25 protein-coding genes are annotated in these 26,168 nt (G+C 72.7%); 15 read left to right on the top strand and 10 right to left on the bottom strand.

All coding sequences use genetic code 11. From position 1 onward, the window contains the following. Positions 1–91 precede the first annotated feature (91 nt). Positions 92–622, bottom strand: a complete 531-nt coding sequence (locus tag ACZ6W9_RS17840; RefSeq protein ID WP_389964881.1) for a PadR family transcriptional regulator — start codon at positions 620–622, stop codon at positions 92–94. 38 nt (positions 623–660) lie between these two features. Here ACZ6W9_RS17840 and ACZ6W9_RS17835 point away from each other — a divergent pair, with 38 nt between their 5' ends. The 6 genes from ACZ6W9_RS17835 to ACZ6W9_RS17810 all read left to right on the top strand — a co-directional run bounded on the left by ACZ6W9_RS17835 (position 661) and on the right by ACZ6W9_RS17810 (position 6,849). Further along, positions 661–990: a hypothetical protein gene (locus tag ACZ6W9_RS17835; protein WP_362930630.1), complete on the top strand. Its 330-nt coding sequence runs from the start codon at positions 661–663 to the stop codon at positions 988–990. Between the two features lie 129 nt (positions 991–1,119). Continuing rightward, on the top strand, positions 1,120–1,806 hold the full coding sequence (locus ACZ6W9_RS17830) for an SDR family oxidoreductase (protein ID WP_389964886.1): 687 nt from the start codon (positions 1,120–1,122) through the stop codon (positions 1,804–1,806). Positions 1,807–1,888: 82 nt separating this feature from the next. Next, positions 1,889–3,067 carry an allantoate amidohydrolase gene (locus tag ACZ6W9_RS17825; protein ID WP_389964889.1) on the top strand — a complete coding sequence of 393 codons (1,179 nt, stop codon included), beginning with the start codon at positions 1,889–1,891 and terminating at the stop codon, positions 3,065–3,067. After that, the gene (locus tag ACZ6W9_RS17820; RefSeq protein WP_470118666.1) at positions 3,055–4,413 is read left to right on the top strand and encodes a formimidoylglutamate deiminase; all 1,359 of its coding nucleotides are present in this window, start codon (positions 3,055–3,057) and stop codon (positions 4,411–4,413) included. Before ACZ6W9_RS17825 ends, ACZ6W9_RS17820 begins: the two co-directional genes overlap by 13 nt. A 53-nt stretch (positions 4,414–4,466) precedes the next feature. Then, positions 4,467–5,657 carry an imidazolonepropionase gene (hutI, locus tag ACZ6W9_RS17815; RefSeq protein ID WP_470118842.1) on the top strand — a complete coding sequence of 397 codons (1,191 nt, stop codon included), beginning with the start codon at positions 4,467–4,469 and terminating at the stop codon, positions 5,655–5,657. Positions 5,658–5,910: 253 nt separating this feature from the next. Next, entirely contained in the window at positions 5,911–6,849 is a 939-nt protein-coding gene (locus ACZ6W9_RS17810) for a sigma-70 family RNA polymerase sigma factor (RefSeq protein ID WP_389964897.1), read from the top strand. A 180-nt stretch (positions 6,850–7,029) separates the two neighbouring features. Here the strand turns inward: ACZ6W9_RS17810 and ACZ6W9_RS17805 are convergent, their stop codons facing one another. Then, positions 7,030–8,208 carry a cytochrome P450 gene (locus tag ACZ6W9_RS17805; protein WP_389964900.1) on the bottom strand — a complete coding sequence of 393 codons (1,179 nt, stop codon included), beginning with the start codon at positions 8,206–8,208 and terminating at the stop codon, positions 7,030–7,032. Between the two features lie 141 nt (positions 8,209–8,349). Here ACZ6W9_RS17805 and ACZ6W9_RS17800 point away from each other — a divergent pair, with 141 nt between their 5' ends. Beyond that, complete coding sequence (locus ACZ6W9_RS17800; protein ID WP_470118663.1) at positions 8,350–8,955, top strand: TetR/AcrR family transcriptional regulator; 606 nt, start codon at positions 8,350–8,352, stop codon at positions 8,953–8,955. A gap of 50 nt (positions 8,956–9,005) precedes the next feature. Here ACZ6W9_RS17800 and ACZ6W9_RS17795 read toward each other — a convergent pair whose 3' ends face one another. From ACZ6W9_RS17795 to ACZ6W9_RS17785, 3 genes are all read right to left on the bottom strand, one after another. Beyond that, positions 9,006–9,425 (bottom strand): hypothetical protein, encoded by a 420-nt coding sequence (locus ACZ6W9_RS17795; protein ID WP_470118661.1) that lies wholly within the window; start codon positions 9,423–9,425, stop codon positions 9,006–9,008. A 17-nt stretch (positions 9,426–9,442) separates the two neighbouring features. After that, entirely contained in the window at positions 9,443–9,871 is a 429-nt protein-coding gene (locus ACZ6W9_RS17790; protein ID WP_389964909.1) for an SgcJ/EcaC family oxidoreductase, read from the bottom strand. A 152-nt stretch (positions 9,872–10,023) separates the two neighbouring features. Beyond that, entirely contained in the window at positions 10,024–10,650 is a 627-nt protein-coding gene (locus ACZ6W9_RS17785; RefSeq protein WP_389964912.1) for a PadR family transcriptional regulator, read from the bottom strand. Positions 10,651–10,915: 265 nt separating this feature from the next. Here ACZ6W9_RS17785 and ACZ6W9_RS17780 point away from each other — a divergent pair, with 265 nt between their 5' ends. Beyond that, the gene (locus ACZ6W9_RS17780; protein ID WP_389964915.1) at positions 10,916–11,329 is read left to right on the top strand and encodes a nuclear transport factor 2 family protein; all 414 of its coding nucleotides are present in this window, start codon (positions 10,916–10,918) and stop codon (positions 11,327–11,329) included. Positions 11,330–11,409: 80 nt separating this feature from the next. Here ACZ6W9_RS17780 and ACZ6W9_RS17775 read toward each other — a convergent pair whose 3' ends face one another. After that, the gene (locus tag ACZ6W9_RS17775; RefSeq protein WP_470118658.1) at positions 11,410–11,784 is read right to left on the bottom strand and encodes a DUF1761 family protein; all 375 of its coding nucleotides are present in this window, start codon (positions 11,782–11,784) and stop codon (positions 11,410–11,412) included. Next, positions 11,777–12,457: a hypothetical protein gene (locus ACZ6W9_RS17770; RefSeq protein WP_470118656.1), complete on the bottom strand. Its 681-nt coding sequence runs from the start codon at positions 12,455–12,457 to the stop codon at positions 11,777–11,779. The genes ACZ6W9_RS17775 and ACZ6W9_RS17770 overlap by 8 nt, the downstream gene beginning before the upstream one ends. 281 nt (positions 12,458–12,738) lie before the next feature. Here ACZ6W9_RS17770 and ACZ6W9_RS17765 point away from each other — a divergent pair, with 281 nt between their 5' ends. Further along, positions 12,739–13,557 carry an alpha/beta fold hydrolase gene (locus ACZ6W9_RS17765; RefSeq protein WP_470118654.1) on the top strand — a complete coding sequence of 273 codons (819 nt, stop codon included), beginning with the start codon at positions 12,739–12,741 and terminating at the stop codon, positions 13,555–13,557. 57 nt (positions 13,558–13,614) lie between these two features. On the opposite strand, the gene ACZ6W9_RS17760 is transcribed toward ACZ6W9_RS17765, so the two are convergent. Further along, positions 13,615–14,262, bottom strand: coding sequence for a response regulator (locus ACZ6W9_RS17760; RefSeq protein WP_470118652.1), 648 nt, complete (start codon positions 14,260–14,262; stop codon positions 13,615–13,617). Next, a complete protein-coding gene (locus ACZ6W9_RS17755; protein ID WP_389964930.1) occupies positions 14,259–15,398 on the bottom strand; it encodes a sensor histidine kinase in 1,140 nt (379 codons plus the stop codon). The genes ACZ6W9_RS17760 and ACZ6W9_RS17755 overlap by 4 nt, the downstream gene beginning before the upstream one ends. 108 nt (positions 15,399–15,506) lie before the next feature. Here ACZ6W9_RS17755 and ACZ6W9_RS17750 point away from each other — a divergent pair, with 108 nt between their 5' ends. Continuing rightward, entirely contained in the window at positions 15,507–16,640 is a 1,134-nt protein-coding gene (locus tag ACZ6W9_RS17750) for an alpha/beta hydrolase family protein (RefSeq protein WP_389964933.1), read from the top strand. A gap of 666 nt (positions 16,641–17,306) precedes the next feature. On the opposite strand, the gene ACZ6W9_RS17745 is transcribed toward ACZ6W9_RS17750, so the two are convergent. Then, positions 17,307–18,239, bottom strand: a complete 933-nt coding sequence (locus ACZ6W9_RS17745) for an ABC transporter substrate-binding protein (protein WP_470118649.1) — start codon at positions 18,237–18,239, stop codon at positions 17,307–17,309. 261 nt (positions 18,240–18,500) lie between these two features. Here ACZ6W9_RS17745 and ACZ6W9_RS17740 point away from each other — a divergent pair, with 261 nt between their 5' ends. The 5 genes from ACZ6W9_RS17740 (at position 18,501) to ACZ6W9_RS17720 (ending at position 26,143) form a co-directional block, all read left to right on the top strand. Continuing rightward, positions 18,501–19,814, top strand: a complete 1,314-nt coding sequence (locus ACZ6W9_RS17740) for an ammonium transporter (RefSeq protein WP_470118647.1) — start codon at positions 18,501–18,503, stop codon at positions 19,812–19,814. Continuing rightward, positions 19,811–20,149 carry a P-II family nitrogen regulator gene (locus ACZ6W9_RS17735; RefSeq protein WP_189246045.1) on the top strand — a complete coding sequence of 113 codons (339 nt, stop codon included), beginning with the start codon at positions 19,811–19,813 and terminating at the stop codon, positions 20,147–20,149. The genes ACZ6W9_RS17740 and ACZ6W9_RS17735 overlap by 4 nt, the downstream gene beginning before the upstream one ends. A 3-nt stretch (positions 20,150–20,152) precedes the next feature. After that, positions 20,153–22,582 carry a [protein-PII] uridylyltransferase gene (locus ACZ6W9_RS17730; protein WP_470118645.1) on the top strand — a complete coding sequence of 810 codons (2,430 nt, stop codon included), beginning with the start codon at positions 20,153–20,155 and terminating at the stop codon, positions 22,580–22,582. 130 nt (positions 22,583–22,712) lie between these two features. After that, positions 22,713–25,724 carry a sensor histidine kinase gene (locus tag ACZ6W9_RS17725; RefSeq protein ID WP_470118643.1) on the top strand — a complete coding sequence of 1,004 codons (3,012 nt, stop codon included), beginning with the start codon at positions 22,713–22,715 and terminating at the stop codon, positions 25,722–25,724. Further along, positions 25,721–26,143 (top strand): roadblock/LC7 domain-containing protein, encoded by a 423-nt coding sequence (locus tag ACZ6W9_RS17720; protein WP_386149223.1) that lies wholly within the window; start codon positions 25,721–25,723, stop codon positions 26,141–26,143. The genes ACZ6W9_RS17725 and ACZ6W9_RS17720 overlap by 4 nt, the downstream gene beginning before the upstream one ends. The last annotated feature ends 25 nt before the right edge of the window (positions 26,144–26,168 follow it).

Raw genomic sequence — 26,168 nt, 5'->3', positions numbered from 1 at the left:
GCTGGAAGGTCCGGAAGGCGCGCCAGGACGTTTCACGGCGCGTCCCAAGAAGAGGGTGAACCCTCCGGTGGGGTGAGGCTCAACCGGTTTTTCAGGGCAACTCGCCGTTCCTGACCTTCTCGGCGGCCTCCTCCACCCAGGTGAGCTGGGCCTGGAGCTGGAGGAGGTTCAGCCGCAGGCACTCGTCGATGTGCGGGGGAGCGCCGTAGGCCTGCTTGCCGCCCATCGCCCGCCGGACCATCTCGACGGAGAACCGGAGCTGGGCGGCCCTGGCGTCCAGCGCCGAGGTCAGTTCGGCCGGCGCCAGCCGGTCCATGAAGGTGAGCGCCACCTGGAACGGGTCGACGATCGGCTTGATCTCCCACCAGTTCGACAGCAGCAGGCGGTTGAACTCCTCCCGGCCGGTCTCGGTGATCGCGTAGACGGTCCTGCCGCCCCTGCCCTCCTCCGCCCGCTCCAGCAGGCCCTCGTCGGCCATCTTGGCCAGCCCGTGGTAGATCGAGCCGTAGGCCACGTTGGCCCAGTGGTGGGTGCCCATGACTTCGAGGCGGCGCCGTACCTCGTAGCCGTGGAGCGGGCCGTCGAGCAGCACGCCGAGCAGGAGAACGCGGGTGGAGGACATATACAAGTTTGTATTCAAGTTTGTATATGGTGTCAACCGTGAGAGAGATCAGACGCGACGACGACGGCGCCCTCCTGGGCTACCTGCGGCAGAACGGCGACGGCTGGGAGCCGCTGACCGTGTTCGGCTACCCCCTCGGCGAGACCGGGTCCGAGGACCAGGCCGACGAGGAGGTCCGGCGGTCCGGGCTGGAGGTGCTCATGGGGCACTGGGAGTTCCTGCGGGACGGCGAGTGGTACCGCTGCGTCATCCTGGAGGCCGCCGCCGGGGAGGTCCGGGTCCGCCCGGACGACCACCGCTACCCGCACGACGAGTACGCCCTGACCCTGGAGCGGCCCGGCCCCGCGACCTTCCGCCCGTACCGGTAGCCGTGCCGGTGGCACCCCGGCGGTGAGCCGGTGGCGACCCGGTGGCGGCCCGCGGACGGGCGGTGACCTGGGCGGCGCCGCCCGGAGGGGGTGACGGCGGGCCGGCGGGCCCGGAGTAACGTGGCCCGCATGTCCGCACGACCGACCGCACTGGTCACAGGAGCCTCCCGGGGAGTCGGGGCCGCCGTCGCCCGTGCCCTCGCCCCCACCCACGATCTGCTGCTCGGCGGCCGCGACGCCGAGGCGCTCGGCAAGCTGTGCGCCGAGCTGCCCGGCGCGCGGCCCTGGCCGGTGGAGCTCACCGCCGTCACCGAGGCCGACGTCGCCGGGATCGACCGGCTCGACGTGCTGGTGCACAGCGCGGGCGTGGTGACGCTGGGCCGGATCGAGGAGACGCCCGCCGAGGTGTGGCGCCGCACGATGGAGGTCAACGTCGTCGCGGTGGCCGAGCTGACCCGGCTGCTGCTGCCCGCGCTGCGCGCCGCCCACGGCCAGGTGGTGGCGATCAACTCGGGGTCCGGGCTGAACGCCAACCCCACCTGGGGGTCCTACGCCGCCAGCAAGTTCGCGCTGCGCGCCTTCGCCGACGTGCTCCGGCAGGAGGAGCCCGCCCTGCGGGTGACCACCGTCTACCCCGGGCGCATCGACACCGAGATGCAGCGCGGGGTCCGGGCCCAGGAGAACGGGGCCTACGAGCCGGAGAGATACCTGACGCCGGAGTCGGTGGCCCGCGCGGTGCTGGCGGCGGTGACCGCCTCGCCCGACGCGCACCTCACCGACATCACCCTCCGCCCGGCGGTCCGCCCCGTCGCCTGACGCCTCGCGAGCCGCCTGGGGAGATCGGGCCGCCCGGGGGAGATGAGGGCTCGCAAATGAATGGCTTCATTCACATAATGGGATGGTGTTCGACGAGATGTGGGGTGCCATCGAGCACCTCGGACGTGACGGCCGCACCGGCGGGTACCTGCGCGACGCGTGGTCGCCCGCCGACCGGGAGCTGCGCGAGTGGTTCCGCCAGGAGGCGGAGCGGCGCGGCCTCGACCTGCGCCAGGACCGCAACGGCAACCTCTGGGCCTGGTGGGGCGACCCGTCCGCCCGTCCCGGCGTCGTCACCGGCAGCCACCTGGACTCGGTGCGGCAGGGCGGTGCCTTCGACGGCCCCCTCGGCGTCGTCTCCGCCTTCGCCGCCCTCGACACGCTGCGCGCCAGGGGCGCCGAACCCGCCCGCCCGCTGGGCGTCGCCTGCTTCACCGACGAGGAGGGCGCCAGGTTCGGCGTTCCCTGCGTGGGATCCCGGCTCCTCACCGGTGTCCTCGACCCCGACCGCGCCCGCGGACTGACCGACGACGAGGGCGACTCGCTGGCCGAGGTGCTGCGCCGGGCCGGACGCGACCCCGGAGCCCTCGGCCGGGACGACGAGACGCTCCGGCACATCGGGGTCTTCGTGGAGCTGCACGTCGAGCAGGGCCGCGGCCTGGTCGACGCCGGAGCCCCGGTCGGCGTGGCCTCGGCCATCTGGCCGCACGGCCGCTGGCGCTTCGACTTCCGCGGACGGGCCGACCACGCCGGCACCACCCGCCTGGCCGACCGCGACGACCCCATGCTGCCCTTCGCCCGGACCGTCCTGCTGGCCCGCGAGGCCGCCGAACGCGCCGGGGTGCTCGCCACCTTCGGCAAGGTGCGCGTCTCGCCCGGCAACGCCAACGCCGTGCCCGGCCTGGTCAGCGCCTGGCTCGACGCCCGGGGCGAGACGGAGGACGCCGTCCGGGCGCTGGTCGCCGAACTGGCCGGCTCCTCCGGCGCCGAGGTGAGCGCCGAGTCGTGGACCCCCGTCGTCGACTTCGACACGGACCTGCGCGACCGCCTCGCCGCGGTCCTCGGCGGCGCCCCCGCGCTGCCGACCGGCGCCGGGCACGACGCCGGGATCCTCGCCGCCGCGGGCGTTCCCAGCGCCATGGTGTTCGTGCGCAATCCGACGGGAATCTCACACTCCCCGGACGAACACGCCGAGACGTCCGACTGCCACGCGGGGGTCGCCGCCCTCGCCGACGTGCTGGAGGACCTGTGCCGGAGCTGAACTACTGGTGCGAGCTGGCCTGGCTGCCCCCGGGAGAGGCGGTGAAGGGCGTGCTCGTCACCGTCACCGGCTCGATGATCTCCGATGTCGTCCCCGGCGTGGCCGAGCCGCCCGCCGGGGCCGTCCGCCTCACCGGGCTGACCCTCCCCGGCCTGGCCAACGCCCACTCCCACGCCTTCCACCGCGCCCTGCGCGGGAGCACCCAGCGGGAGAAGGGCAGCTTCTGGACCTGGCGCGAACAGATGTACGCCCTGGCCGCGGCGCTCGACCCCGACTCCTACCTCGCCCTGGCCAGGGCGGTGTACGCCGAGATGGCGCTGGCCGGGATCACCTGCGTCGGGGAGTTCCACTACCTGCACCACGCGCCCGGCGGCAGGCCGTACGAAGACCCCAACGTCATGGGGCACGCCCTCGTGCGGGCGGCGCGGGAGGCGGGCCTGCGCATCGCGCTGCTGGACACCTGCTACCTGACCGGCGGCATCGGCACCCCGCTGACCGGAGTCCAGCAGCGGTTCGGGGACGGCGACGCCGAAGGGTGGGCGGCGCGGGCCGAGGCGCTGCTCGCCGCCTACCGCGGCGAGAAGGACGTGGAGATCGGCGTGGCCGTCCACTCGGTGCGCGCCGTCCCCGCCGAGCAGATGCCGGTGATCGGCGCGTTCTCGGCGCACCACGCGGTCCCGGCCCACGCCCACGTCTCCGAGCAGCGCGGCGAGAACTCCGCCTGCGTGGAGACCTACGCCGCCACCCCGGTCGAGGTCCTGTGCGAGCACGACGTCCTCGGACCCCGCTCGACCGCCGTGCACGCCACCCACCTGTCCGACGTCGACATCGCGCTGCTCGGCCAGTCCGGCACCCACGTCTGCATGTGCCCCACCACCGAGCGCGACCTGGCCGACGGCGTCGGGCCCGCCCGGAGGCTGCGCGACGCGGGATCGCCGATCACCCTCGGCTCCGACAGCCACGCCGTCATCGACCTGTTCGAGGAGGCGCGCGCCGTGGAACTGGACGAACGGCTGGTCAGCGAACAGCGCGGCCACTGGACGGCCGCCGAGCTGCTGTGCGCCGCCACCGCCGACGGCCACTCCTCGCTCGGCTTCGCCGACGCGGGCATGCTCGTGCCGGGCGCGTGGGCCGACCTGGTGTCGGTCCGCCTCGACTCGGTCCGTACGGCGGGCACGCCCGCGCGCGACCTCGCGGAGACCGTGGTCTTCGCCGCGTCGGCCGCGGACGTCCACTCGGTGGTGTCGGGCGGCCGCCGCGTCGTCGAGGACGGCCGGCACGTCCTGGGCGACGTCGGCGCGATGCTGGGCGAGGCTATCGCGGCGGCCCGCGGGGAGGGGACGTGAAGGGCGTGCGCGGGTCGGCGGGTACGGGCGGCGGAGCGGATCGGGGGAGCGGCGTGGTGGGAACGGAGCGGGTGGACGGTACGGCGGGGGAGGGGCGGAGCACGCTTTTCCACCGGATCGGGCTGCTCTACACCGGCGACCCCGATCGGGAGGAGATCACGGACGCCGCGCTGGTCGTCGAGGACGGCCGGGTGGCGTGGATCGGAGCCTCCGGTGAGGCGCCCGCCGCCGACGAACGCGTGGACGCCGGCGGGCGCTGCGTCGTCCCCGGATTCGTCGACAGCCACGCCCATCTCGTCTTCGCCGGGGACCGCACCGCCGAGTTCGCCGCCCGCATGTCGGGCGAGCGCTACACCGCCGGGGGCATCCGCACCACGGTCGCGGCGACCCGCGCCGCCACCGACGCCACGCTGGCCGGGCGGGCGGCCGCCCTGGTCGCCGAGATGCTCGCCCAGGGGACCACCACCGTCGAGATCAAGAGCGGCTACGGCCTCACGGTCGACGACGAACGCCGGTCCCTGGAGATCGCCCGGCGGTTCACGGCCGAGACCACCTTCCTGGGTGCCCACGTCGTGCCGCCGGACGCCCCGTCCGCCGACGACTACGTCCGCGTCGTCACCGGGGAGATGCTCGCGGCCTGCGCGCCGTACGCCAGGTGGGTGGACGTGTTCTGCGAGCGCGGCGCGTTCGACGCCGAACAGAGCCGGGAGATCCTGCTGGCGGGCATGAAGTCCGGGCTGCTGCCGCGCGTCCACGCCAACCAGCTCGGCGAGGGGCCCGGAGCGCGGCTCGCCGCCGAGGTGGGCGCCGCCTCGGCCGACCACTGCACCCACCTGACGGACGGGGACGTCGATGCCCTGGCCGCGGCGGGGGTCGTCGCCACCCTGCTGCCGGGTGCGGAGTTCTCGACCCGCTCGCCGTACCCGGACGCCCGGCGGCTGCTCGCGGCCGGGGTGACCGTCGCGCTGGCCACCGACTGCAACCCCGGCTCCTCCTTCACCTCGTCCATGCCGTTCTGCGTCGCGCTGGCCGTACGGGAGATGCGGATGACGCCGCTGGAGGCGGTCCGGGCCGCCACGTACGGCGGAGCCAGGGCCCTGCGCCGCGACGACGTCGGGGTACTGCGGACGGGAGCCGCCGGTGACCTGGTGATCATGGACGCCCCGTCCTACGTCCACCTCGCCTACCGGCCCGGGGTGCCGCTGGTGGCACAGGTCTGGAAGGAGGGGCGTCGTCTGGTTTGAGGCCTCGGTCGTCTGGTTTGAGACCCGTGAGACGTGGGCAGCGGCGGGGGGTGTGACACCACGCGCGCGGACGTCCTTCCCGGGGAAGGCATCCTCCTTGAGGAGGAAATCCAAAACCATTCTCCAGGCGTACTTCTTTAGGGAATCTTTGCTCCGGTCCGAGCGTTGATCAGACAAGCGGTGTGTCCGTGCACGCGGGGCGTTGAGCGAATGCGTGGGCACGCCATAAGCAGGCGGAGCGAGGTGCCATCGGATGGCAAGGCCGACGGGGAATCGGACGCAGGAGCAGCAGGTCTCGGATCGGGACCTGCTCGGGACCTACCTGGCTGAGATCGGGCGGGTCCCCCTGCTCACCGCGGAGGAGGAGGTGGAGCTCGCCAAGCGCATCGAGGCGGGCCTCTTCGCGGAGCAGTTGCTGGACGGCGGGCTGCCGGAACCGCGGATCGGGGACGCGGCCGACGAGGAGCTGGAACGGATCGCCGTTTCCGGGCAGCGGGCCAAGGACGAATTCATCCAGGCCAATCTACGTCTTGTGGTGGCGGTCGCGCGCAAATACTCCGGCCGGGGAATGCCGTTGATCGATTTGGTCCAGGAAGGAAACCTGGGCCTGGTGCGGGCGGTCGAGAAATTCGACTACCGCCGGGGTTACAAGTTCTCCACCTACGCCACGTGGTGGATCCGCCAGTCGGTGGGGCGCGCCATCCACGAGCAGGCCCGCCCGGTCCGGCTGCCCACCCACGCGGGCGAGCAGATGACCCGGCTGATGAGGGTCCGGCGCGACATGCTGGCCGAGTTCGACCAGGAGCCGACCGACGCCGATCTGGCCACCGTGCTGGAGCTGCCGATCGAGCGCGTCCGCGAGCTGCGCCGCTGGGCCTCCGAGCCGGTGTCCCTGCAGCTCGGCGTGGGCGACGAGGACGAGACCGAGCTGGGCGACATGATCGCCGACGAGACGTGGGCCGACCCCGAGCAGCAGGCCATGGACATCCTGGAGCGCGAGCGCCTGGAGCAGTGGCTGACCGGTCTGGAGGGGCAGACCCGGGAGATGCTCCGCTGGCGGTACGGCCTCATGGACGGCCGTGAGCACACCCTCACCGAGGTCGGCGAGCGCTACGGCATCGGCCGCGACCGCGCCCGCCGCATCGAGCGCGACGCCCTGGCCCGCCTGCGGAAGATGGCCACGGCGGCCTGATCCCGTTTCCACCAGGCCCGGCTCTTCGGAGCCGGGCCTTCCGTTTTCCGGGTGATGAAGGCGGGGCGGGGGTTTCCTCGGGCTGGGGCTTTTCCGCCGGGTGGCCGGGCGCCGTGGTCTCTCGCTTTCGGGCCGCTCACGGTTCCCGCCGTGGTCGTCACCGGGGCCGGCCCGCCGGGATCATGACCCCCAGGTGACGGGGAGTTCGTGGACTCCGAAAATCATCATGTCGTCGCGGAGGGGGACCTTCTCCGGTGGTACGGCCAGCCTCAGGTCGGGGAAGCGCCGGAACAGCGCGGAGAAGCCGGCCCGGATCTCGACCCGCGCGAGCTGCTGGCCCAGGCACTGGTGGACGCCGTGCCCGAAGGCCAGGTGGCTGGTGGAGGGTCTGGTCAGGTCGAGGGTGTCGGGGTCGGGGAAGCGCTCGGGGTCGCGGTTGCCGCCGGGGATCGAGACCATGACGCTCTCGCCCGCCCGGACGAGGACGCCTTCGATCTCGATGTCCTCCAGGGCGGCGCGGATCGTCCCCGGGACGATCGGGAGATAGCGCAGGAGCTCCTCCACGGCGCCGTCGGCGGTCTCCGGGTCGGTGAGCGCCGGAATCCGCCCGGGGTTCAGCAGCAGGGCGAAGGCGCCGAGCCCCAGGACGTTCGTCGTGGTGTCGAAGCCCGCGCCCAGCAGCATGAACGCGATGTTGGCCAGCTCCTCGTCGGTCAGCCCGGCATCCGCGACGAGCCCGCCGAGTATGTCGTCGGTGGGCTCGGCCCGCTTGCGCCGTACCAGCTCACCGAGGTGGCCGCCGACGTCGGCCATCGCCCGCTGCCGGTCCTCCTGGGTGGCGTCCTTCCGGATCATCTCCGTGACGTCGGCCTGGAACCGTTCGCGGTAGTCGTACGGCACACCCAGCAGTTCGCAGATCACCAGGGCGGGAACCGGCGCGGCGTACTCCCGTACCAGGTCGGCCGGAGGGCCGGCCGCCTCCATCCGGTCGAGCCGTTCCTCGGCGATCTGCTCGACGCGGGCGGCGAGCCGCCGCATCCGGCGTACGGTGAACTGCCCGGTGAGCAGGCGCCGGTAGCGGGCGTGGTCCGGGTCGTCCATTCCGATGAACATGCCGGGAAGGGCAGGCGGGATCTCCGCGGCGCTGAACGGGCTGTTGCGCAGCTCCTGCCGGGCGCTGAACCGGGGGTCGGCGAGGACCGCGCGGATGGTCGCGTGCCGGGTGACCATCCAGCCGAGCCTGCCGTCCGGGAAGCGGACCCGGGCGATCGGCCGCTCGCCGCGCATCGCCAGGATCTCCCGCGCCGGGTCGAACGGACCGGCGGCGGTCATGGGGAACGTCAGGGGCTCTGTCGGCATCTTCGCCGTCCTCACCGGGCGACAGGGGTCGCCCACGTCGTCTCTCGGGGCTGTCGTGTTCCGGCCTCCGCGATCTCATGAAACTACATCAAGTGTAAGAATACAATGAGGGTAAGAATAGTTTGCATGTAAAGTGAGTTCGTGGACGATTCACGGCGCGAGCGGAAGAAGCGGCAGACCAGGCAGCTGATCGCGGAGACGGCGATCAGGCTGTTCGGCGAGCAGGGATACGAGCAGACGGCCGTCGCGCAGATCGCGGCCGCCGCGGACGTGGCCACGAAGACGTTCTTCAACCACTTCCCCAGTAAGGAGGACGTGCTGTTCGCCGACGCCCGGGAGCGCAACGCGGTCCTGCTGGAGGTGCTCGCCGGCCGTCGTCCGGGGGAGAGCCTCCCCGACCTGTTGACCCGGATGTACGACAGGCTGCTGGCCGACTACCTGGTGGCGGGTGCGGACGACCCCGAGCTGATGGAGACCTACACCCGCCTGGTCATGACGGTGCCCGCCCTCCAGGCGAAGGCGTTGCACATGATGTTCGAGCTGCAGAAGGAGATGGCGGCGGTCCTGGTGAAGGTCTATCCCGACGAGCTCGACCCGGTCGGCGCCGCCGCGGCGGTCGGCTCGGTGATAGGCGCCGTCCAGGGGGCCGCGCTGGCCAGTATGGACCTGGGCGAGCCGGAGGAGCGGTTCTGGGTGTCGATGCGCCGTGGCTTCGACCTCGCCCTGCGTGCCCTGCGCGCTCCCTGAGTCGTTTTCGCCCGTGGAGACCCGGGTGTAGGCCCGGGTCTCCCGTGGCCTCATTCCGGATACGCGGGGCGACCGAGGCGGTCACCGGCCCTGTGGAGCAGGTCGCCGAACGTCTTCCGGGTGCCGTCCTCGAATCCCGCGAAGAAGCGGTTGGCCATGGGCACGGCCCAGCGGCTCCGCCGTGCCACGTTGAGGACGCGGTGGACGAGACGGGTTCCCCGGGGGTGGGGCTGGAGGAGATACTCGCCGCGGTACCACCAGTTGCCCTGCAGCGCGAGGGCGTTCCGGCTCACCTCGACCGTCATCGTGTGGCCGGGGGCGTGGAGCGTGAACCGCTCCGGACCGCCGGACAGTCTCCCCTCGTGCGAGCCGTCCAGCAGCCACAGGTTGTCCGGGCCGACCGGGCCGGGCCGTACGGCGAGCAGCAGCCCGGCCACCTCGGCGACGGGGGCCTCGATCACCCCCGCCACCTCGCAGATCGTAGATCTCACCGGCTGGGCCCGGCCGGTGCCGACGGGTTCGTCCGCCGGGTGTTCTGGAAGGAGGCGAAGCGCCAGGCGTCGGGTTCCCGTACGGCCGTCAGGGTGATGACGGAGTCGCGCCCGGGGTCGGGCGTCCCGTCGAGGGACGAACCTCCGCCGGCGACCACGACCGCGACGTCCGGTCGCAGGAAGCGGATCGAGGGGGACGCCAGGCCGGTCAGCCTGGAGCCCTTCAACGGCCCCTCGAAGAGCGCGCGGTGGGAGTCCTCGATGGCCTTTCGGCCCGTCATGTGCAGGCCGAAGAACGTGACGTAGTCCGCGTCCTCGGTGAACTGCCCGGCGTAGGCGACGGCGTCGCCGTCGTTCCAGGCGGCGGTCATCCGCCCCAGCAGCTCTCCGACCTCCTCGATGGCTTCCACGGCGTGGTCGGTCATGTGCTCCTCCTCAGGAATCGGGCCCGTACGGGCTCTGGTCCGGTCCGTGAGGCGGCCTATCCTTGGAGACTGCGAGTCCTGGACGGCCGCATCGCGGATCCGGTTCGGGGTCATCCGTCGGCCGGGTGTTGGCGCACCCGGCCGGCGGTCTCTCACTCCTGTGGCGGCTCCTCGTCGAGGAGGCCGTCCAGCAGGGTGCTCTTGACGGAGGCGGGCCAGGCGAGCTCGCCCGACTCCAGGCGTGCGACCACCCCGCGCACCCAGCCGAGTTCGGCGGCCCTGAGCGCCCGGTCGCACTCCACCTCCAGCGTCAGGATCGCGGGCAGCCCGGAGGCCGCCAGCCCGCTGATGTGGGCGTCGGCGGCCACGACCATGCCTTCGAGGGTGGCGGCCCGGGTTCGCAGGCACCGGCCGGCGTCCTCGGGCGACAGGCAGCCCATGAGGGAGACGGCCGCCGTGAACGCGCCGCCGTCGGCCCCGGCCTCCTCCAGGAGCCTCCGGAGCCGGCTGCGCAGCTCGGCCCCGCCCTCCGGGGTGATCTCGTACACCGTGCGCTCGGGCCGGCGGCCCTCCCTCGTCGTCCCGGCGGGCGTGATGAGCTCCTCCGCCGCCAGCCGGTCCACCGCGTGGTAGAGGCTGCGGGGCAGGCCGGTGACGTAGTCCTTGTGGGTCTCGACGATGAGGCGGTGCAGCTCGTAGGGGTGGCTGGGCCGTACGGACAGCAACGCGAGCACGGTCAGCCCGACCAGATCCGGTTCATGTCTCCGCCGCGCCGCCATCCCCGCCTGCCTTCGATATGCAACTCTCTATATTGCATATTGCACTATCGCGACATGCGCGTCCAGACGGAGTCGGGATCCGGCGGCCGCCGTCCCTTTCGCGCGCCCGGTCATCCCGCGCCTCAAGTCGCTGAAAGTGATCACACGGCTCCCAGGGTCTACGCTGTCGGCCACGGTCGATGAATCAATGATCATGGGACGGTCGTCTTCACGACGCCTGGCCGGACATCGTGAAGCCTTGATGGAGTACCGGGGGGTCTGCCAGGTGTCCGAAATCGACAACAGGGCCTTGCTGGAGGAGGTCTTCGCCGAGACCGCGAAGGGGAACGGGCGGCCGTTCGTCGACGCGCTGGCCGACGACCTCCGCTGGACGATCATCGGGCGGACCGCGTGGTCGCGCGTCTACGAGGGGAAGCGCGCCGTACTGGACGAGCTGCTCCGTCCGCTCTCGGAGCAGCTCGGCGGACGCAACGTCGTCAGCGCCGAGCGTTTCGTGGCCGACGGCGACGTGGTCGTCGTCGAAGCCCGCAACCACGGTGTCACGACGTCGGGGCATGACTACCCGAACCGTTACTGCTGGATCTTCGTCATGCGCGACGGCGAGATCGCCGAGATCACCGAGTACACCGACACCCAACTGATCGCCGAGGTGCTCGCCCCGCCTCCGGCGGCCCGGTGACCGTCCGAGCGCCGGGTGAAGTCTGACGCGGTCGTCGCTCCCCGGCGCCGGCGCGCCGGGGAGCAGGGGGCTTCCGCCGGTCAGTGCCAGGCGCCGGCGATCGCGCCGAGCACCGGCAGCTTCACCAGCCAGTCCCCGGCGTGTGCCGCGGCGAGCCGCCACGGGGTGTTCTCGTGGAGGATCGCGCCGGTCCACAGCACCGCGGGAAAGCCGAGCCACAGGACCAGCCCCAGCAGCAGGCCGCCGGTCCAGGTGCCGGTTCCGGTCCATACGGCGAGGCCGGTCACCGCGCAGGCCAATACGAGGCAACGCCCGAACTCGGCCGCGAACGTCCGCGGCGAGGCGGGGGCCGCCGAGGTCACCACCCGGCCGCCGAGGACGGCGTAGTAGAGGCCGCCCAGCACGAACGCCGTGACGGTCATGACCGGGACGAGGAGGAAGAGGGACTCAGGCATCGGCGGCACCGCCCGCGAAGTCCGCGGCGAGCGAGGTCAGGCGGTCACGCCACCACCGCTTCGCCCGTTCGGCCGCCTCGGCGTCCGAGAGGCGGGCGTGCTCGACCGTCACGGTGCCGCGGTTCTCACTCTTGGCGGTGAACGTGACGTGGACCCGGGTTCCGTCCTCATCCCAGTCGAAACGCGCCGACCTGGGCCGGGTGGCCGTACGTTCGCGCAGCCGCCCGTCGGGAAGCCAGCGGTCGCGTTCGGTCTCGTCCACGAAGGCGGTGAAGAGCCGGTCGGCGGAGGCGTCCATGGTCCGCGACACGGTGACGGCGAACCCGTCCGCGCGCTGACCGACGGCGCGCCCGCGGGCCCGCTCATAACTCCCGGTCACCGCCTGCGGCTCCCACGCCAGCGGGACGGCGCCCAGCGACCCGGCGACCCAGCGGGCGATCTCCCGATGCGGTCGTCCCGCCATCCCGGCGGCGTCGAGGAGGTCGAACCACTCCTCCCAGCCGCGCCCGGTCCGCCGCCGGATCGTCTCGTCGGAGGCCGCCAGCACGGGGGCCGCGCCGGGGCCGTCCGGCTCGCGGGCCGCGAGCAGCGCGGCGCGCGCCGCGGCGTAACGTTCGCCCGTCTTGGCCATCCGCAGCCGGACGAGCTGTTTGAAGGATCGCTGCACGGTCAAGGTCCGCTCCCTGTCCACGGCGGCGATCCGCGACCCACGCTCGCGCGACCCCGCCGGAAGGGGCGTGACAGACCGGCGCCCCGAGGGCTCGGGCCCCCTTTGCCCCCGCTGGGCCGGTGGCGTGAGCACCGGAACCGGGGGTTGGGCGCAGGACGGCGCCGCACACCGAGATTACACCGCCGATGCCGGCTTGCCGATCGATATGTTCCGTTCGAAGGGAAAGACCGAGGTATGAAGGGTTCCTCAGGAACACACATGACCGGCACCCCCGGAGGCGCGTGATGCGTATGGACGTCAACGGCGTGGAGCTTGAAGTCCAGGTCAGCGGGGAGGGGCCGGACGTCGTGCTGTTGCACGGCTACCCGGACACCCACGCCTGCTGGCGGCACCAGGTGGCCGCGCTGAACGCCGCCGGATACCGCACGATAGCCCCCGACCTGCGGGGCTTCGGAGCCTCGGCCAAACCGGAGGGGCTGGAGAACTACCGCCTCTCCCGCTACGTGGCGGACCTGCTCGGGATCCTGGACCACCTCGGCGTGGAGCGGTCCCATCTCGTCGGCCACGACTGGGGGTCGCCCATCGTGCAGCTCACCGCCGTCGCGGCGCCGCAGAGGACGCTCAGCCTCACCTGCATGTCGGTGGGTCACCCCGCCACGCTGGCGGCGGCGGGCCCGGCGCAGTGGAGGCGCTCCTGGTACATGCTGCTGTTCCAGCTCCCGGGCGTCGCCGAGCGGTGGCTCAGCCGCGACGACTTCGCGGCCATGCGGCGGTGGATGGGGCACCCCGAGGCGGAGGAGGTCGTCGCGCGCATGCGCGACCCCCGCGCGCTCACCTCCTCGCTGGCGATCTACCGTACGGGGCTGCGCCGCATGCCGTCCGGCAGGATCGCCAAGCTGCCGCCGGTGCCCGTCATGGGCGTGTGGAGCAGCGGCGACCGGTTCCTCACCGAAAGGGCGATGCTCCTCACCCAGGAGCACGTCACCGGACCGTGGCGCTACGAGCGGGTCGACGGCGCGGGCCACTGGATGCAGCTGGAGGCCCCGGACAGGGTCAACGCCCTGCTCCTCGACTTCCTCTCCACCGCCGCCCCGCCCCGCTGACCTCGCCGGCTCCCCTGCCTGGCCCCAGGGCCGGTGGAGGGGGAGCGGCGACTCCCCTCAGGCGAGGTCCGCGTCGTGCACGAGGATCGCCGCCTGCACCCGGTTGGTCAGGCCCAGCTTGGCGAGCACCCGGCTGACGTGTGCCTTCACCGTCGCTTCGGCCAGCCGGAGCTCCCGTCCGATCTCGGCGTTCGACAGGCCGCGGGCCAGCGCCCTGATCACGTCCTCCTCCCTGGCGGTCAGCGACGCGAGCCGGTCGCGAGCGGTCTCGGCGCGTGAGGGCGCCCGGTCGACGAAGGAGGTGATCAACCGTTTGGTGACGGTGGGGGACAGCATGGCCTGGCCCGCCGCGACCGTGCGGACGGCGGCGGCCAGCTCCCGGGGCGGGGTGTCCTTGAGCAGGAACCCGACCGCGCCCATCCGCAGCGCCTCGTGGACGTACTCGTCCAGGTCGAAGGTGGTGAGCATGACCACCTTGGGCGCGCCGGGCGCGGCCAGGACGCGTGCCGCGGCGGTCAGGCCGTCGGTGCCGGGCATGCGCACGTCCATCAGCACCACCTCGGGCCTGAGCCTGGCGACGGCGGTGACCGCCTCGTCGCCGCCGCGGGCCTCGCCGACGACCACGATGTCGCCCGCCGCCTCCAGGATCATCCGGAGCCCGGACCTGACCAACGCCTCGTCGTCGGCGATCAGCACGCGGATCATGCGGCGGGGATCCTGGCCAGGACCTGGAAGCCGTCTCCGTCCCGCGGACCGGTCTCCAGCCGCCCGCCGGCCAGCTCGACGCGCTCCCGCAGACCGACCAGCCCCCATCCGGAGCCGGGCAGGCCGCGGCCCGGCTCCGCCGAGGGTCCGTTGCGCACGACGACCTCCAGTGCGGCGGGCAGGTAGCGGACGAACACGTCGGTCTCGGCGTCGCCCGCGTGCCTGTGCACGTTGGTGAGCGCCTCCTGGACCACACGGTAGGCGGTGCGTTCCGCGGTGGGCCCGAGCGGGCGCGCCTCGCCCTCGTCGTGACGGCTGACCGTGAGGCCCAGCGCCCGGGTCTGGTCGAGCAGCCGGTCGAGGTCGGCCAGCGTGGGCTGAGGATCGCGTGCGGGGTCCTGTGAGCGCAGCACGCCCAGCACCTCGCGCAGGTCGCTCAGCGCCTCCCTGCCGATGCCGCCGATCAGCGCCGCGGCCTCGGCGGTGCGGTCGTCGGTGGCTCCGACCTCCAGGGCACCCGCGTGCAGGACCATCAGCGACACCCGGTGCGCGACGACGTCGTGCATCTCCCGCGCGATGCGGGCGCGTTCCTGGCCGCGAGCCCGCTCCGCGCGCAGCGCCTGCTCGCGGCGCAGCTGCCGCGCCTGTTCGCGCGCCGCCTCCAGCACCTGCCGTCTGGAGCGGATCCACATCCCCACGACGAGGGGGAGCCCCAGCAGCGCGGCGCCGAGGAGGAACACGTTGGCCGGGGTGCCCGCGACGATTTCCCGGTACCCGCCGCCCCACCGGGAGACGAGGCCGCCGAGCAGCCACACCACGACGGCGACGGCCCCGTAGAGCCGCAGGTGGCGGCGATGCAGGCGCGTGCCCGCGTAGTAGGAGGCCACGGCGGCGGCGGGCCACATCACCAGCCAGACGTAGGTGACGGCCCCCACCGCGGCGAGCGGCCACGGCGAACGCCTGGCGTGGACCGCGGCCGCCCCGGAGACGGCGGCGACGCCCGCGAGCACGGGGACGGGCAGCTCGGATCCGACCCCCACCGAACCGGTCGCGGACGCCATGGAGAGGAGGAACACCGCCGCGCCGAGCGCCCACGGCGTGATCCGCTCGACGATCCCGGCGTCGCCGTACGTCATGAGCCGAGGTTATCCGGCCGTCCGGGCGGCGCCCCGCTACGAAAGTAGCGGGTGCCGGGAGACTTCCGCCGGGGACGGTACGGCAGGACCGCCCGGCAGGGTGGCGGCATGAGAAAAACGATCATCGCGAGCGCGCTCGCCCTCTGCGCGTTCACCGACGCCGGCACGGCGCACGCCGCGTCGCCCACATCCGCACCCACCATGCCCGCGCCCGTCCTGCCCGCGCCGACCGGCGACCACCCCGTCGGACGGACGGTCGTCCACCTGGTCGACTCCACCCGCCCCGACCCGTGGGTCGAGGGGAGGAAACGCGAGCTGATGGTCTCGATCTGGTATCCGGCGCGCAAGGCCGTGGGGAAGCGGGCCCCGTACGTCACGCCCCGGGAGTCGGAGCTGATCATCAAGAGCGTGCCGCAGCTGAAGGACGTGCCGCCGGACACACTCGCCAGGACGAGGACGTACGCCCACGTCGACGCGCCCCCGCTGAAGCGCAAGGGCGGGTGGCCGCTGGTGGTCATGTCACCCGGCATGACGCTGCCCCGCGCCACGCTGACCTCGCTGGCCGAGGACTTCGCCGGCAGGGGTTACCTGGTGGCGGGCATCGAGCACACCTACGAGTCGGTGGCCACCACGTTCCCGGACGGCAGGACCGTCACGTTCGAGGCGGGCAGGGGCGGCCAGACGCCGGAACTGGGGGAGAAGGTCGCCCGGGTCCGGGCCGCCGACACGGCGTTCGTGCTGAATGAGCTTGAGAAGGACAGGCGCTGGAACCGGCTGGTCGACGAGACCAGGACCGCGATGGTGGGACATTCGGTCGGCGGGCAGAGCGCCGCGCATCTCCTGCAGGGGAACCGGCGGATCCGGGCCGCGGTCAACCTGGACGGCACCTACAACCCGAAGACGCCGGCCGAGCCCGTCCGCAAGCCCTTCATGATGATCGGCAACCCGCGGCACGAGCCGGCCGGTGACGGGGAGGACGGGTCCTGGAACCTGTTCTGGCCGCATGTGACCGGCGACTGGAAGCGCTGGCTGACCGTCACCGGCGCCGAGCACATGAGCTTCGTCGACTACGCGGTGCTCCAGCCGCAGCTGGGACTGCCGGCCGCCCCCCTCGACGGCGAGCGCTCCCTGGCGATCACCCGTGCGTACGTCGGCGCCTTCCTCGACCTGCACCTGAAAGGCGAGCGCAGACCGCTGCTTGACGGCCCGTCGGACGACTACCCCGAGGTGAGGTTCTGGTAACCGGAGAGCCGCTCCCGCCCCCCAGGCCCTGTTTCTCCCGATGCCGGGGCCACGGGGAGGAACGGCCACGGCGAACTCCATGAGCGACCCGAGGGGGTCGGGTACGGCGGGTACGGTGGGCGGTCCGTAAGTGAGGGGCTACGGCGCCCGGCCCTGCGCTCTCCCCTGTCAGTGTGGCCGCAAGGCTACGGCGACCAGCCCTGAGTGGGGAAGCAGGGTGGCTTCAGCATCGGTGAGGACCGTGGGCCGCCCGAAAGCAAGAAGCTACGGTGAGCCGGCCGTACGGACGAAGCGGTCTTGGCGCGGAGGTGGGCGGGTGTTCCGGCCGGCTTCAAAACGCCAGAAACCGTCGCGCCCGGGACCAGGCCGGAGGCCGGGAAACACCAGAGCCCGGCCACAGCGCCGGCCGGAACACCCGCCCACCGCAGCGCGCACCGTCGTCCAGCCCGGGAAGGGGCCGGAACACCCACCCACCGCAGCGCGCGCGACCGCTCACCCGGTAAGCGCCGACCCGCACAGACCCAGGGAAACGCCCCGAGCCTCGAAACAGGCGGTGACCGTTCCGAGCCCAAGACCGTCACGGTCGAAGACCCGTCTTGGCCCCGCCCGGAGTTCGAGGTCGTTTCAGGTCGAAGCGCCGTTCGAGGACCGAAGCGTCGTACGGGATCAGGGCTTGGCGTACTTCTCCAGGTCGTCGAGGATCTTCCCGGCCGCGGTGACGCCGATCCCGGTCATCCAGATCTCGTCGTCCACGTTGTGAGCCGTGCCGTTCTCGACCGCCTTCAGGTTCTTCCAGAGCGGCCCGGCCGTCACCGACGCCTGCGCCTGCGCGGCCTGCTCGCCGTACGCGCAGTAGAAGAGGACGTCGCCGTCGGCCTGGGAGAGGTTCTCCTGGCTCAGCTCGGCGAAGCGCCGGTCGGCGACGCCGTTCAGCTGCTGGGGCTCGGGGCGGGCGAAGCCCGCGTCGCCGACGACGATGCCGCTGAACGACGTGGGACCGTACATCCGGATCGTGCCGGGGATGAAGCGGATGATGCTCACCGTGCCCGCGTCCGAGCCGTTCAGAGAGCGCGCCCGGGCCTGGTAGTCGGCGAGGAGCTTCTCGGCCTGGGCCTTCTTCCCCAGCGCTTCGGCGTCGAGGAGGAAGTTCTCCTTCCAGGTGGATCCCACCTTCTCGGTGAACACCGTCGGCGCGATCCGGCTTAGCTTGTCGTAGAACTGCTCCTGGCGGAACTTCGAGCCCAGGATGAGGTCGGGCTTGAGGGCGGCGATGGCCTCCATGTTGGGCGCCTGCAGGGTGCCGACCGCCTTCGTCGCGTCCAGGGCGGAGCCCAGGTACTTCGGCCATTTCTGGCTCGCGTCCGCCTGGGCCGCGCCGACCGGGGACAGGCCGAGGGAGACCATGCTGTCCAGCTTGTCGGTGTCGAGCACGACGACCCGCTTGGGCGTCTCGGGCACCTTCGTCTCGCCCATCGCGTGTTTGACCGTCCGGGTGGGGCCCTCGGCGGTCTGATCCCCGCTGCCGGAGGAGCCGCAGGCGGCGAGGGCGGCGGTCGAGAGCAGAACCGCGGCGGCGGCTCTGACCAGGCGGAAGGACATGGGTTCCCCTCGGTTCATAAGGTAAGGCAAGCCTAACTATAGATGCGGTCATCTCCCGGTCAGGAACCCGCCTGCCCGAAACGCGACCGAAACACCGCGCGCCCGGGTTTCACAGGCCCGAAACACCCGTGCACGAGCGCTGAAACCGTGCGCCACCAGGCTGTGGGCCAACGTCAGTGCGCGGCCGGTCAACGAAGCCCAGAAGCGTCCACTGCGACCTTGAGACGGCCATACGCCATGTGTAAGGGAGGGTCGCGTCGAATGAAGATCGATAGCGGCACCACTGCCTGGATGCTCACAGCCGCCGCCCTGGTGCTGCTGATGACTCCGGGCCTCGCGTTCTTCTACGGGGGCATGACCAGGGCCAAGAGCGTTCTCAACATGATGATGATGTCGTGGGTCAGCATCATCGTCGCGACGATCGCCTGGGTCCTCTACGGCCACTCGCTGGCCTTCGACGAGGCCGGCTCCGGCGTCGTCAACAAGATCGTCGGCGGCCTCGACAACCTTGGGCTGGCCGGCCTGGCGGACACCGCCACCAAGGACGACGGCACCGGCATGCCGAGCCTCGTCTTCTCCATGTTCCAGATGACCTTCGCGATCATCACTGTGGCCCTGATCAGCGGCGGGCTCGCCGACCGTGTCAAGTTCGGCGCCTGGGTCGTCTTCGCGACCGTCTGGGTGAGCGTCGTCTACTTCCCCGTGGCCCACTGGGTGTGGGGCGGCGGCTGGCTGAGCAACCTCGGCATCGAGGACTTCGCCGGCGGCACGGTCGTCCACATCAACGCCGGAGCCGCGGCCCTGGCGGTGGTGCTCGTGATCGGCAAGCGGGTCGGCTGGGGCAGGGAGCCGATGCGGCCGCACAACCTCCCGCTCGTCCTGCTGGGCGCCGGGCTGCTGTGGTTCGGCTGGTTCGGCTTCAACGCCGGCTCCGAGCTCGCCGTGGACGGCACCACCGGCCTGGCGTTCATCAACACCCAGATCGCCACCGCGGCCGCCGCCGGCGCCTGGATCGTGGCCGAGAAGCTCCGCGACGGCCACTCCACCAGCCTGGGCATCGCCTCCGGCGCCGTCGCGGGCCTGGTCGCCATCACCCCGGCCTGCGGTTTCGTCGACCCCTGGGCGGCGTTCGTCATCGGCGCGATCGCCGGCGCCGTCTGCGCCTACGCGGTCGGCCTGAAGCACAGGCTGGGCTACGACGACTCCCTGGACGTGGTCGGCGTGCACCTGGTGGGCGGTGTCATCGGCGCCGTGGCGCTCGGTTTCGTCGCGGCCTACCCGTTCGCCGACGGCCAGGCCAAGGGCATCCTGCTGGGCGGGCCGATCTCCCAGCTCGGCGTCCAGGTGCTCGGCCCGGTCGCCGTCGGCCTGTACTCCTTCGTCGTCTCGTGGATCCTCGCCAAGGTCATCGACAGGACGATGGGCTTCCGCGTCACGCAGGAGCAGGAGGTCGCGGGCGTCGACGTCACCACCCACGCCGAGACCGGGTACGACCTCGGCACCATCCACTCCTCCGGCGTGGCCTCCCCCAACGGCGCGGCCACCGCCCCGGTGTCCAAGAAGGTGGACGCATGAGACTCATCACCGCCGTGATCAAGCCCTTCAAGCTCGACGACGTGAAGGCCGCCCTCGAACAGTTCGGCATCAAGGGCATGACGGTCAGCGAGGCCAGCGGGTACGGCCGGCAGCGCGGCCACACCGAGGTCTACCGGGGCGCCGAGTACCAGGTGGACCTGGTGCCCAAGGTCCGCCTGGAGGTGCTCGCCGAGGAGGACGACGCCGAGGACGTCATCGACGTGATCGTCAAGGCCGCGCAGACCGGGAAGATCGGCGACGGCAAGGTCTGGTCGGTCCCGGTGGACGCCGTCGTGCGGGTGCGCACCGGCGAGCGCGGCCCCGAGGCGCTCTGACCCGTGAGGGGTGACGCCCGCTCCTACGCCGCGGTCCGCAGGGACCGGGCGGCGGACATCGACCGCTGGCTCGCGGACCTGCTCCGGGCGGCCTGCGGCACACCGTACGGCGCCGCCGCCGGGAACACCGGCGGGGACGGCGGCCCGTACGGGATGTCCGGAAGGAGCACGCCGTACGAGGTCCAGGACGCTTCGCGGGGGGGCGCGCACAGGGCTTCGAACGGTTCCCCGCACGGCGCTTTCAACGGTGTCACGCGCGGCGCCCGGCGCGGCCCCTCGCGCGGGGCGCCGGGCGGCGGGATCCCCGAGGGCGTAGCGCTGGTCGCGGTGGGCAGCCTGGGGCGCGGGGAACTCGCCCCGGGCAGTGACCTGGACCTGGTCCTGCTGCACGACGGCAGACAGGACGTGGCGCGGGTCGCGGACCGCCTCTGGTACCCGGTCTGGGACGCGGGGGTGGGCCTGGACCACTCGGTGCGCACGGTGGAGGAGGCCGCCGCCGTGGCCCGGGACGACCTCAAGGCCGTGCTGGGCCTCATCCAGGCCCGGCACGTGGCCGGGGACCCGGAGCTGACCCGGGCGGCGCGCGAGGCGGTGCTCGCCGACTGGCGGGCCGACGCCAGGCGGCGGCTGGGCGAGCTGCGGGAGGCGTCCGAGGGGCGGGCGGAGGCGTACGGGGAGCTGGCGTTCCTCCTGGAGCCCGATCTGAAGGACGCCCGCGGCGGTCTCCGCGACGTGCAGGCGATGCAGGCCGTGGCCGCGGCCTGGGTGGCCCCGGCCCCGGGGCCCCGCTCCCGCGAGGCCTACGAGCTGCTGCTCGACGTGCGGCACGCCCTGCACCTGGTCACCGCCCGCGGGGCCGACCGGCTGGTGCTCCAGGAGCAGGACGCGGTGGCCGGGACGCTGGGCCTGCTCGACGCCGAGGCGCTGATGCGCCGGCTGGCCGAGGCGGGCCGTACGGTGGCGCACGCCCTCGACGCCACCTGGCGCGCCGCCGACCGGCTGCTCACCGGTCCCGCGCCGCGGGGCCGCCGTCCGCTGGCCGACGGCGTCGTCGAGCACGGCGGCGAGGTGGCGCTCGCCCGCGGGGTGAGCCCCCGCACCGACCCCGTGCTCGTGCTCCGCGCCGCCGCCGCGGCGGCGCAGGCCGGGTTGCCGCTGGCCCCCGCCGCGGTCACCGCGCTGGCGGCCCAGTCGCCGCCGATGCCGGTCCCGTGGCCGCCCGCGGCGCGTGACGCGCTGGTGGCGCTGCTCGGCGCGGGACGCGCGGCGGTGCCGGTCTGGGAGGAGCTGGACCAGGCGGGGGTGCTGGTCCGGCTCCTGCCGGACTGGGAGCGGGTACGGCACCGCCCGCAGCGCAACCCGGTGCACCGCTACACCGTGGACCGGCACCTCATCGAGACCGCGGCCGCGGCGGCCGCGCACACCCGTGACGTCTCCCGCCCCGACCTGCTGCTCATCGCCGCGCTCCTGCACGACGTCGGCAAGGGCTGGCCCGGCGACCACTCCGCCACCGGCGCGGTGGTGGCCCGCGACATCGGGACCCGCATCGGGCTGCCGCCCGCCGACGTCGCCGTCCTGGAGCGGGTGGTCCGGCACCACCTGCTGCTGCCGGAGACCGCGACCCGCCGCGACCTGGACGACCCGGTGACGATCTCCCGGGTGGCCGGGGCGGTCGGCTCGCGGGAGGTCCTGGAACTGCTGGCCGCGCTCGCCGTGGCCGACGGCGCCGCCACCGGCCCGGCCGCCTGGAACGCCTGGAAGGCGTCGCTGGTGGCAGACCTCGTGCGCCGGACGCGCTCGGTGCTGGCCGGTGCGCAGCCGCCCCCGGCGCCCACGCTGTCGGCGGAGCGGGCGTCCCTGGCCCGGCACGACGGCTGCGCCGTGCGGGTCGGCGGGGGAGCGGTCACCGTGGTGGCCCCCGACCGCGCCGGGCTGCTGTGGCGGGCGGCCGGGGTGCTCGCCGCCCACCGGATGGTGGTGCGCGCCGCCTCCGCCGCCTCGGCGGGCGGCACGGCCGTCATCGAGTTCGCGGTCGTGCCCGAGTACGGCTCGCCGCCGGACCCCGCGACCCTGGAGGCCGACCTGCGGCTGGTGCTGGCGGGGCGGCTCGACATCGAGGAACGCCTGGCCAGGAGGGCCAGATCGATGCGCCCGTCCCGGGTACCGGTGGCTCCGCCCCGGGTCGCGCTGCTGGACGACGCGTCCGCCACGGCCACGGTGATCGAAGTGCGCGCGCACGATAGACCCGGACTATTGTGGCGAATCGGCAGGGCTTTCGGAGACTGTGGTCTTGACGTACGCGCCGCGCGTGTGGAGACTCTCGGCGCGGAGGCGGTGGACGTTTTCTACGTCGTCGACAGGGCCGGACGTCCGCTGACCGACGCGGTTCAGCGAGTACAGGTGCGGGACCAGGTGCTCGCCGCTCTGCGGTAACCGTAGCCAATCGTTCCTTTGTCACCTTCGTAACGATTAAGGCCGGTTTGTCGGCTATGCCGATTGCGTCCCGTGACCTTGTGGTCTCATTGTGGCCACGTACGTCGGTTAGGTGAGAGGTGTCGAGAGCGTGACGACGGCGACAACCGACAGCGGCCGTCATCCGGCGCGCGATCGCGGCAAGCGTGCCGGTGGCAGGTTCAGCCTGCGCAACTGGCGCGTGCGGTCCCGCCTCACGGCCCTGATCCTGGTGCCCACCGTGGTGGGCGTCCTACTCGCCGGAACCCGGGTGTACGCCTCCGTCGAGAGTGTGGCCGGTTACCAGCGGGCGGCTTCGGCCGCCGAGTACGGCAACCGGATCCGCGACCTCGCGCAGGCCCTCGGCCTGGAGCGCGACCGGGTCGCCTGGGCCTCGTTCCAGCCGGGCAACAAGGGGCTGAAGTCGAGCGCCGAGGCGCAGATGGAGACCGTGGACGGCAAGGTCACCAAGGTCCTGGCCGACCTGGGCGCCATCGACGACTCCTACGGCCGGCGGGCGACGGACGCAGCCAGGGACGTGCGCTACCAGCTGTCCGGGCTGAAAGAGCTACGCCGGCTCTCCGGGACGATCCGTGTGGAACGGTACAGCACCATGGTCGCCCCGCTGCTGCAGCTCCACGAGGAGCTCACGGCGGTCAGCGACGACCCGGAGATCGTGGGCAACACGCGCGCGCTCAGCGCGCTGTCCTACGCCAAGGAGGAGGTCTCCAGGCAGCGCGCCCGCCTGCTGTCCGGCTACTACGCGCCCTGGCTGATCAACGCCCAGGAGCTGGAGAAGTTCATCGCCTCCCGCTCGCGCATGCAGGACTACGTGGCCGACTTCACCGTCGAGGCGACCCCGGCCAACGCCCAGCTCCTGTCCAACGCCCTGATCGACGAGCGGGTGTACCGGGCCGAGCTGACCAAGGCCAGGGCGATCGTGCTGGCCAGCGACCCCCGCCACCAGGGCCGGCTGCTGACCGACTTCGCCGACGTCAAGCAGTGGTTCTCCGACAACGCCGTGACCATCGACAAGATCGCCAAGGTCGAGTCCAAGGTCGCTGCGGACGTGGTCACCCGCGCCCGCGACCTGGAGGACACCGAGCAGCGCAACGCGATCATCACTTCCGCGCTCATCCTGCTCCTGCTGGCGCTGGTCATCGGTCTCACCGTCCTCATCGCCCGGTCGATGGTCCAGCCGCTGCGCCGCCTGCGGGCCGAGGCACTGGACGTCGCCGGGCACCGGCTGCCCGAGGTGGTGCGCAACCTGCGGGTCTCCGGCGACAGCCAGATCCCCGAGGTCGACCCCATCCCCGTCGACTCCAAGGACGAGATCGGAGAGGTCGCCAAGGCCTTCGACGAGGTCCACCGCCAGGCCGTACGGCTGGCCGCGGAGGAGTCGGAGCTGCGCTCCAACATCAGCGCGATGTTCGTCAACCTCTCGCGCCGCACCCAGACCCTCGTGGAACGGCAGATCTCGCTGATCGACGGTCTGGAGAAGGGCGAGGAGGACGGCGGGCGCCTGGGCGACCTGTTCAAGCTCGACCACCTGGCCACCCGCATGCGCCGCAACTCCGAGAACCTCCTGGTCCTCGCGGGCCACGAGCCGACCCGCCGGCGCAGCCAGCCCGCCAAGCTCGTCGACGTCGTACGCGCCTCCCTGTCGGAGGTCGAGGACTACGAGCGGGTGCAGGTCAAGGTGCACCGGACGATCTCGGTGGCCGGGATCGCCGCCAACGACATCGTCCACCTGGTCGCTGAGCTGGTGGAGAACGCCATCCAGTTCTCCCCCCGGGCCAGCCAGGTCGTGGTCTCCAGCAGCATGGTCGAGGGCGGCGCCGCGCTGCTCGCGGTCAGCGACTCCGGCATCGGCATGACCACCGAGGAACTGGTCGAGACGAACCGCCGCCTGGCCGATCCGCCCGTCGTGGACGTCTCGGTGTCGCGGCGGATGGGCCTGTTCGTGGTCGGCCGGCTGGCCCTGCGGCACGGCATCCGCGTCCAGCTCCGGCCGCAGGAGGGCGGCGGCCTGATCGCCATGGTGCTCTTCCCGCCGGAGCTCATCGTCCAGCAGGTCCAGCCGGGTCAGACCCCCTCGTGGGGCGGTGAGTCGCAGGCCGGGCGGCAGTCCCCCTTCGACCAGCCGTCGTTCGGCCAGTCGCCGGCGTCCCAGCCGTCGTTCGGACAGTCGTCCTTCGGTCAGCCGCCGGTGTCGCAGCCGTCCTTCGGTCAGCCGTCGTTCGGCCAGTCCTCCTTCGGCCAGTCCTCCTTCGACCGGCCGATGGCCGGGCGGCCCGCCCCGGCGCCGAGCCCGGCGGCGGGACCGAACGGCGAGTACCCGCTGCCGCGGCGACAGCCCCGGGCGGCCGCCCAGCCGCAGGCGGGCGAAGCGTCCTGGGGGCAGGCGTCCGCCTGGGAGCAGCCGCCTGCCTCCTTCGACCGGCCGCCTGCCTCCTTCGACCAGTCGCCCCCTTCCTTCGAGCAGCCGCTCCCCTCCTGGGACCAGCCGCCTGCCTCCTGGGGGCAGGCGTCCTACGAGGAGCCGGTGAACACCCCGATGCCGGCAGTGGAGGTCTCCCCGCTCGAACCCGAGCAGGAGGAGTACCTGCCGATCTTCGCCTCCGTCGAGTCCGCCTGGTTCCGCCGGCCGGACGCCTCGGAGCCGCGCCCGGCCGCCGGGGCCTCCCCGGCCGGCCGGCCCGCGCCGTACGACCCGCTGGCCGCGGGGCCCACGCCCCCGGCCGGAATGCCGGCCGCCGAGCCGGTCGCCGCCGAGCCGGTCGCCGCCGAGCCGGTCGCCGCCGAGCCGGCCCTCGCCGAGCCGGTCACCGCGGGCGGGGGCTGGCACAGTCCCGCCGACGCCGGATGGCAGGCGGCCAGGGCCGCGAGCGAGCCTGCTCTCGGCGGGCTGACCGCGGCCGGCCTGCCCAAGCGGACGCCCAAGGCCAACCTGGTGCCGGGCGCCGCGACGAGCACGCCCGCGCCGGCCGCTCCGATGGCGCCGGTCTCGGCCGAGCGGGTCCGCAACCGTCTGTCGAGCTTCCAGCAGGGGATCCGGCGCGGTCGCGCCGAACTGTACGAGGACACCGCCGGGAACACGGCGGATAAGGAGGAGCGCTCGTGACGACCCTGAGCCATGAGGCACGCAGGTTCGACTGGCTGATCACCGAGTTCGTCCGCGGCACCCCCGGCGTCGCGCACGCGGTGTGCGTCTCGGCCGACGGACTGCGGCTCGCCAGCTCCGAAGGGTTCCCCGACGACCGCGCGGACCAGCTCTCCGCGGTGGCGGCCGGGTTGCTCAGTCTCACTGTGGGCGCGTCCCGCGTCTTCGACGGCGGGTCCGTCACCCAGACGGTGGTCGAGATGGAGCGCGGACTGCTGCTGGTCATGGCGATCAGCGACGGCTCCTGCCTGGCGGTACTGGCCTCCGCCGAGTGCGACATGGGTCTGGTGGCCTACCAGATGACCCTGCTCGTCGACCGGGCCGGCCAGGTGCTCACCCCCGCCCTGCGGGCCGAGCTGCAGTCCACCCGGGGGCGTTGATGAGCGCGCGCGTCACGGGAGAGGT

This window comes from Streptosporangium sp. NPDC053982, assembly GCF_055585205.1.
This window is presented reverse-complemented; position numbering and strand designations above follow the sequence as displayed.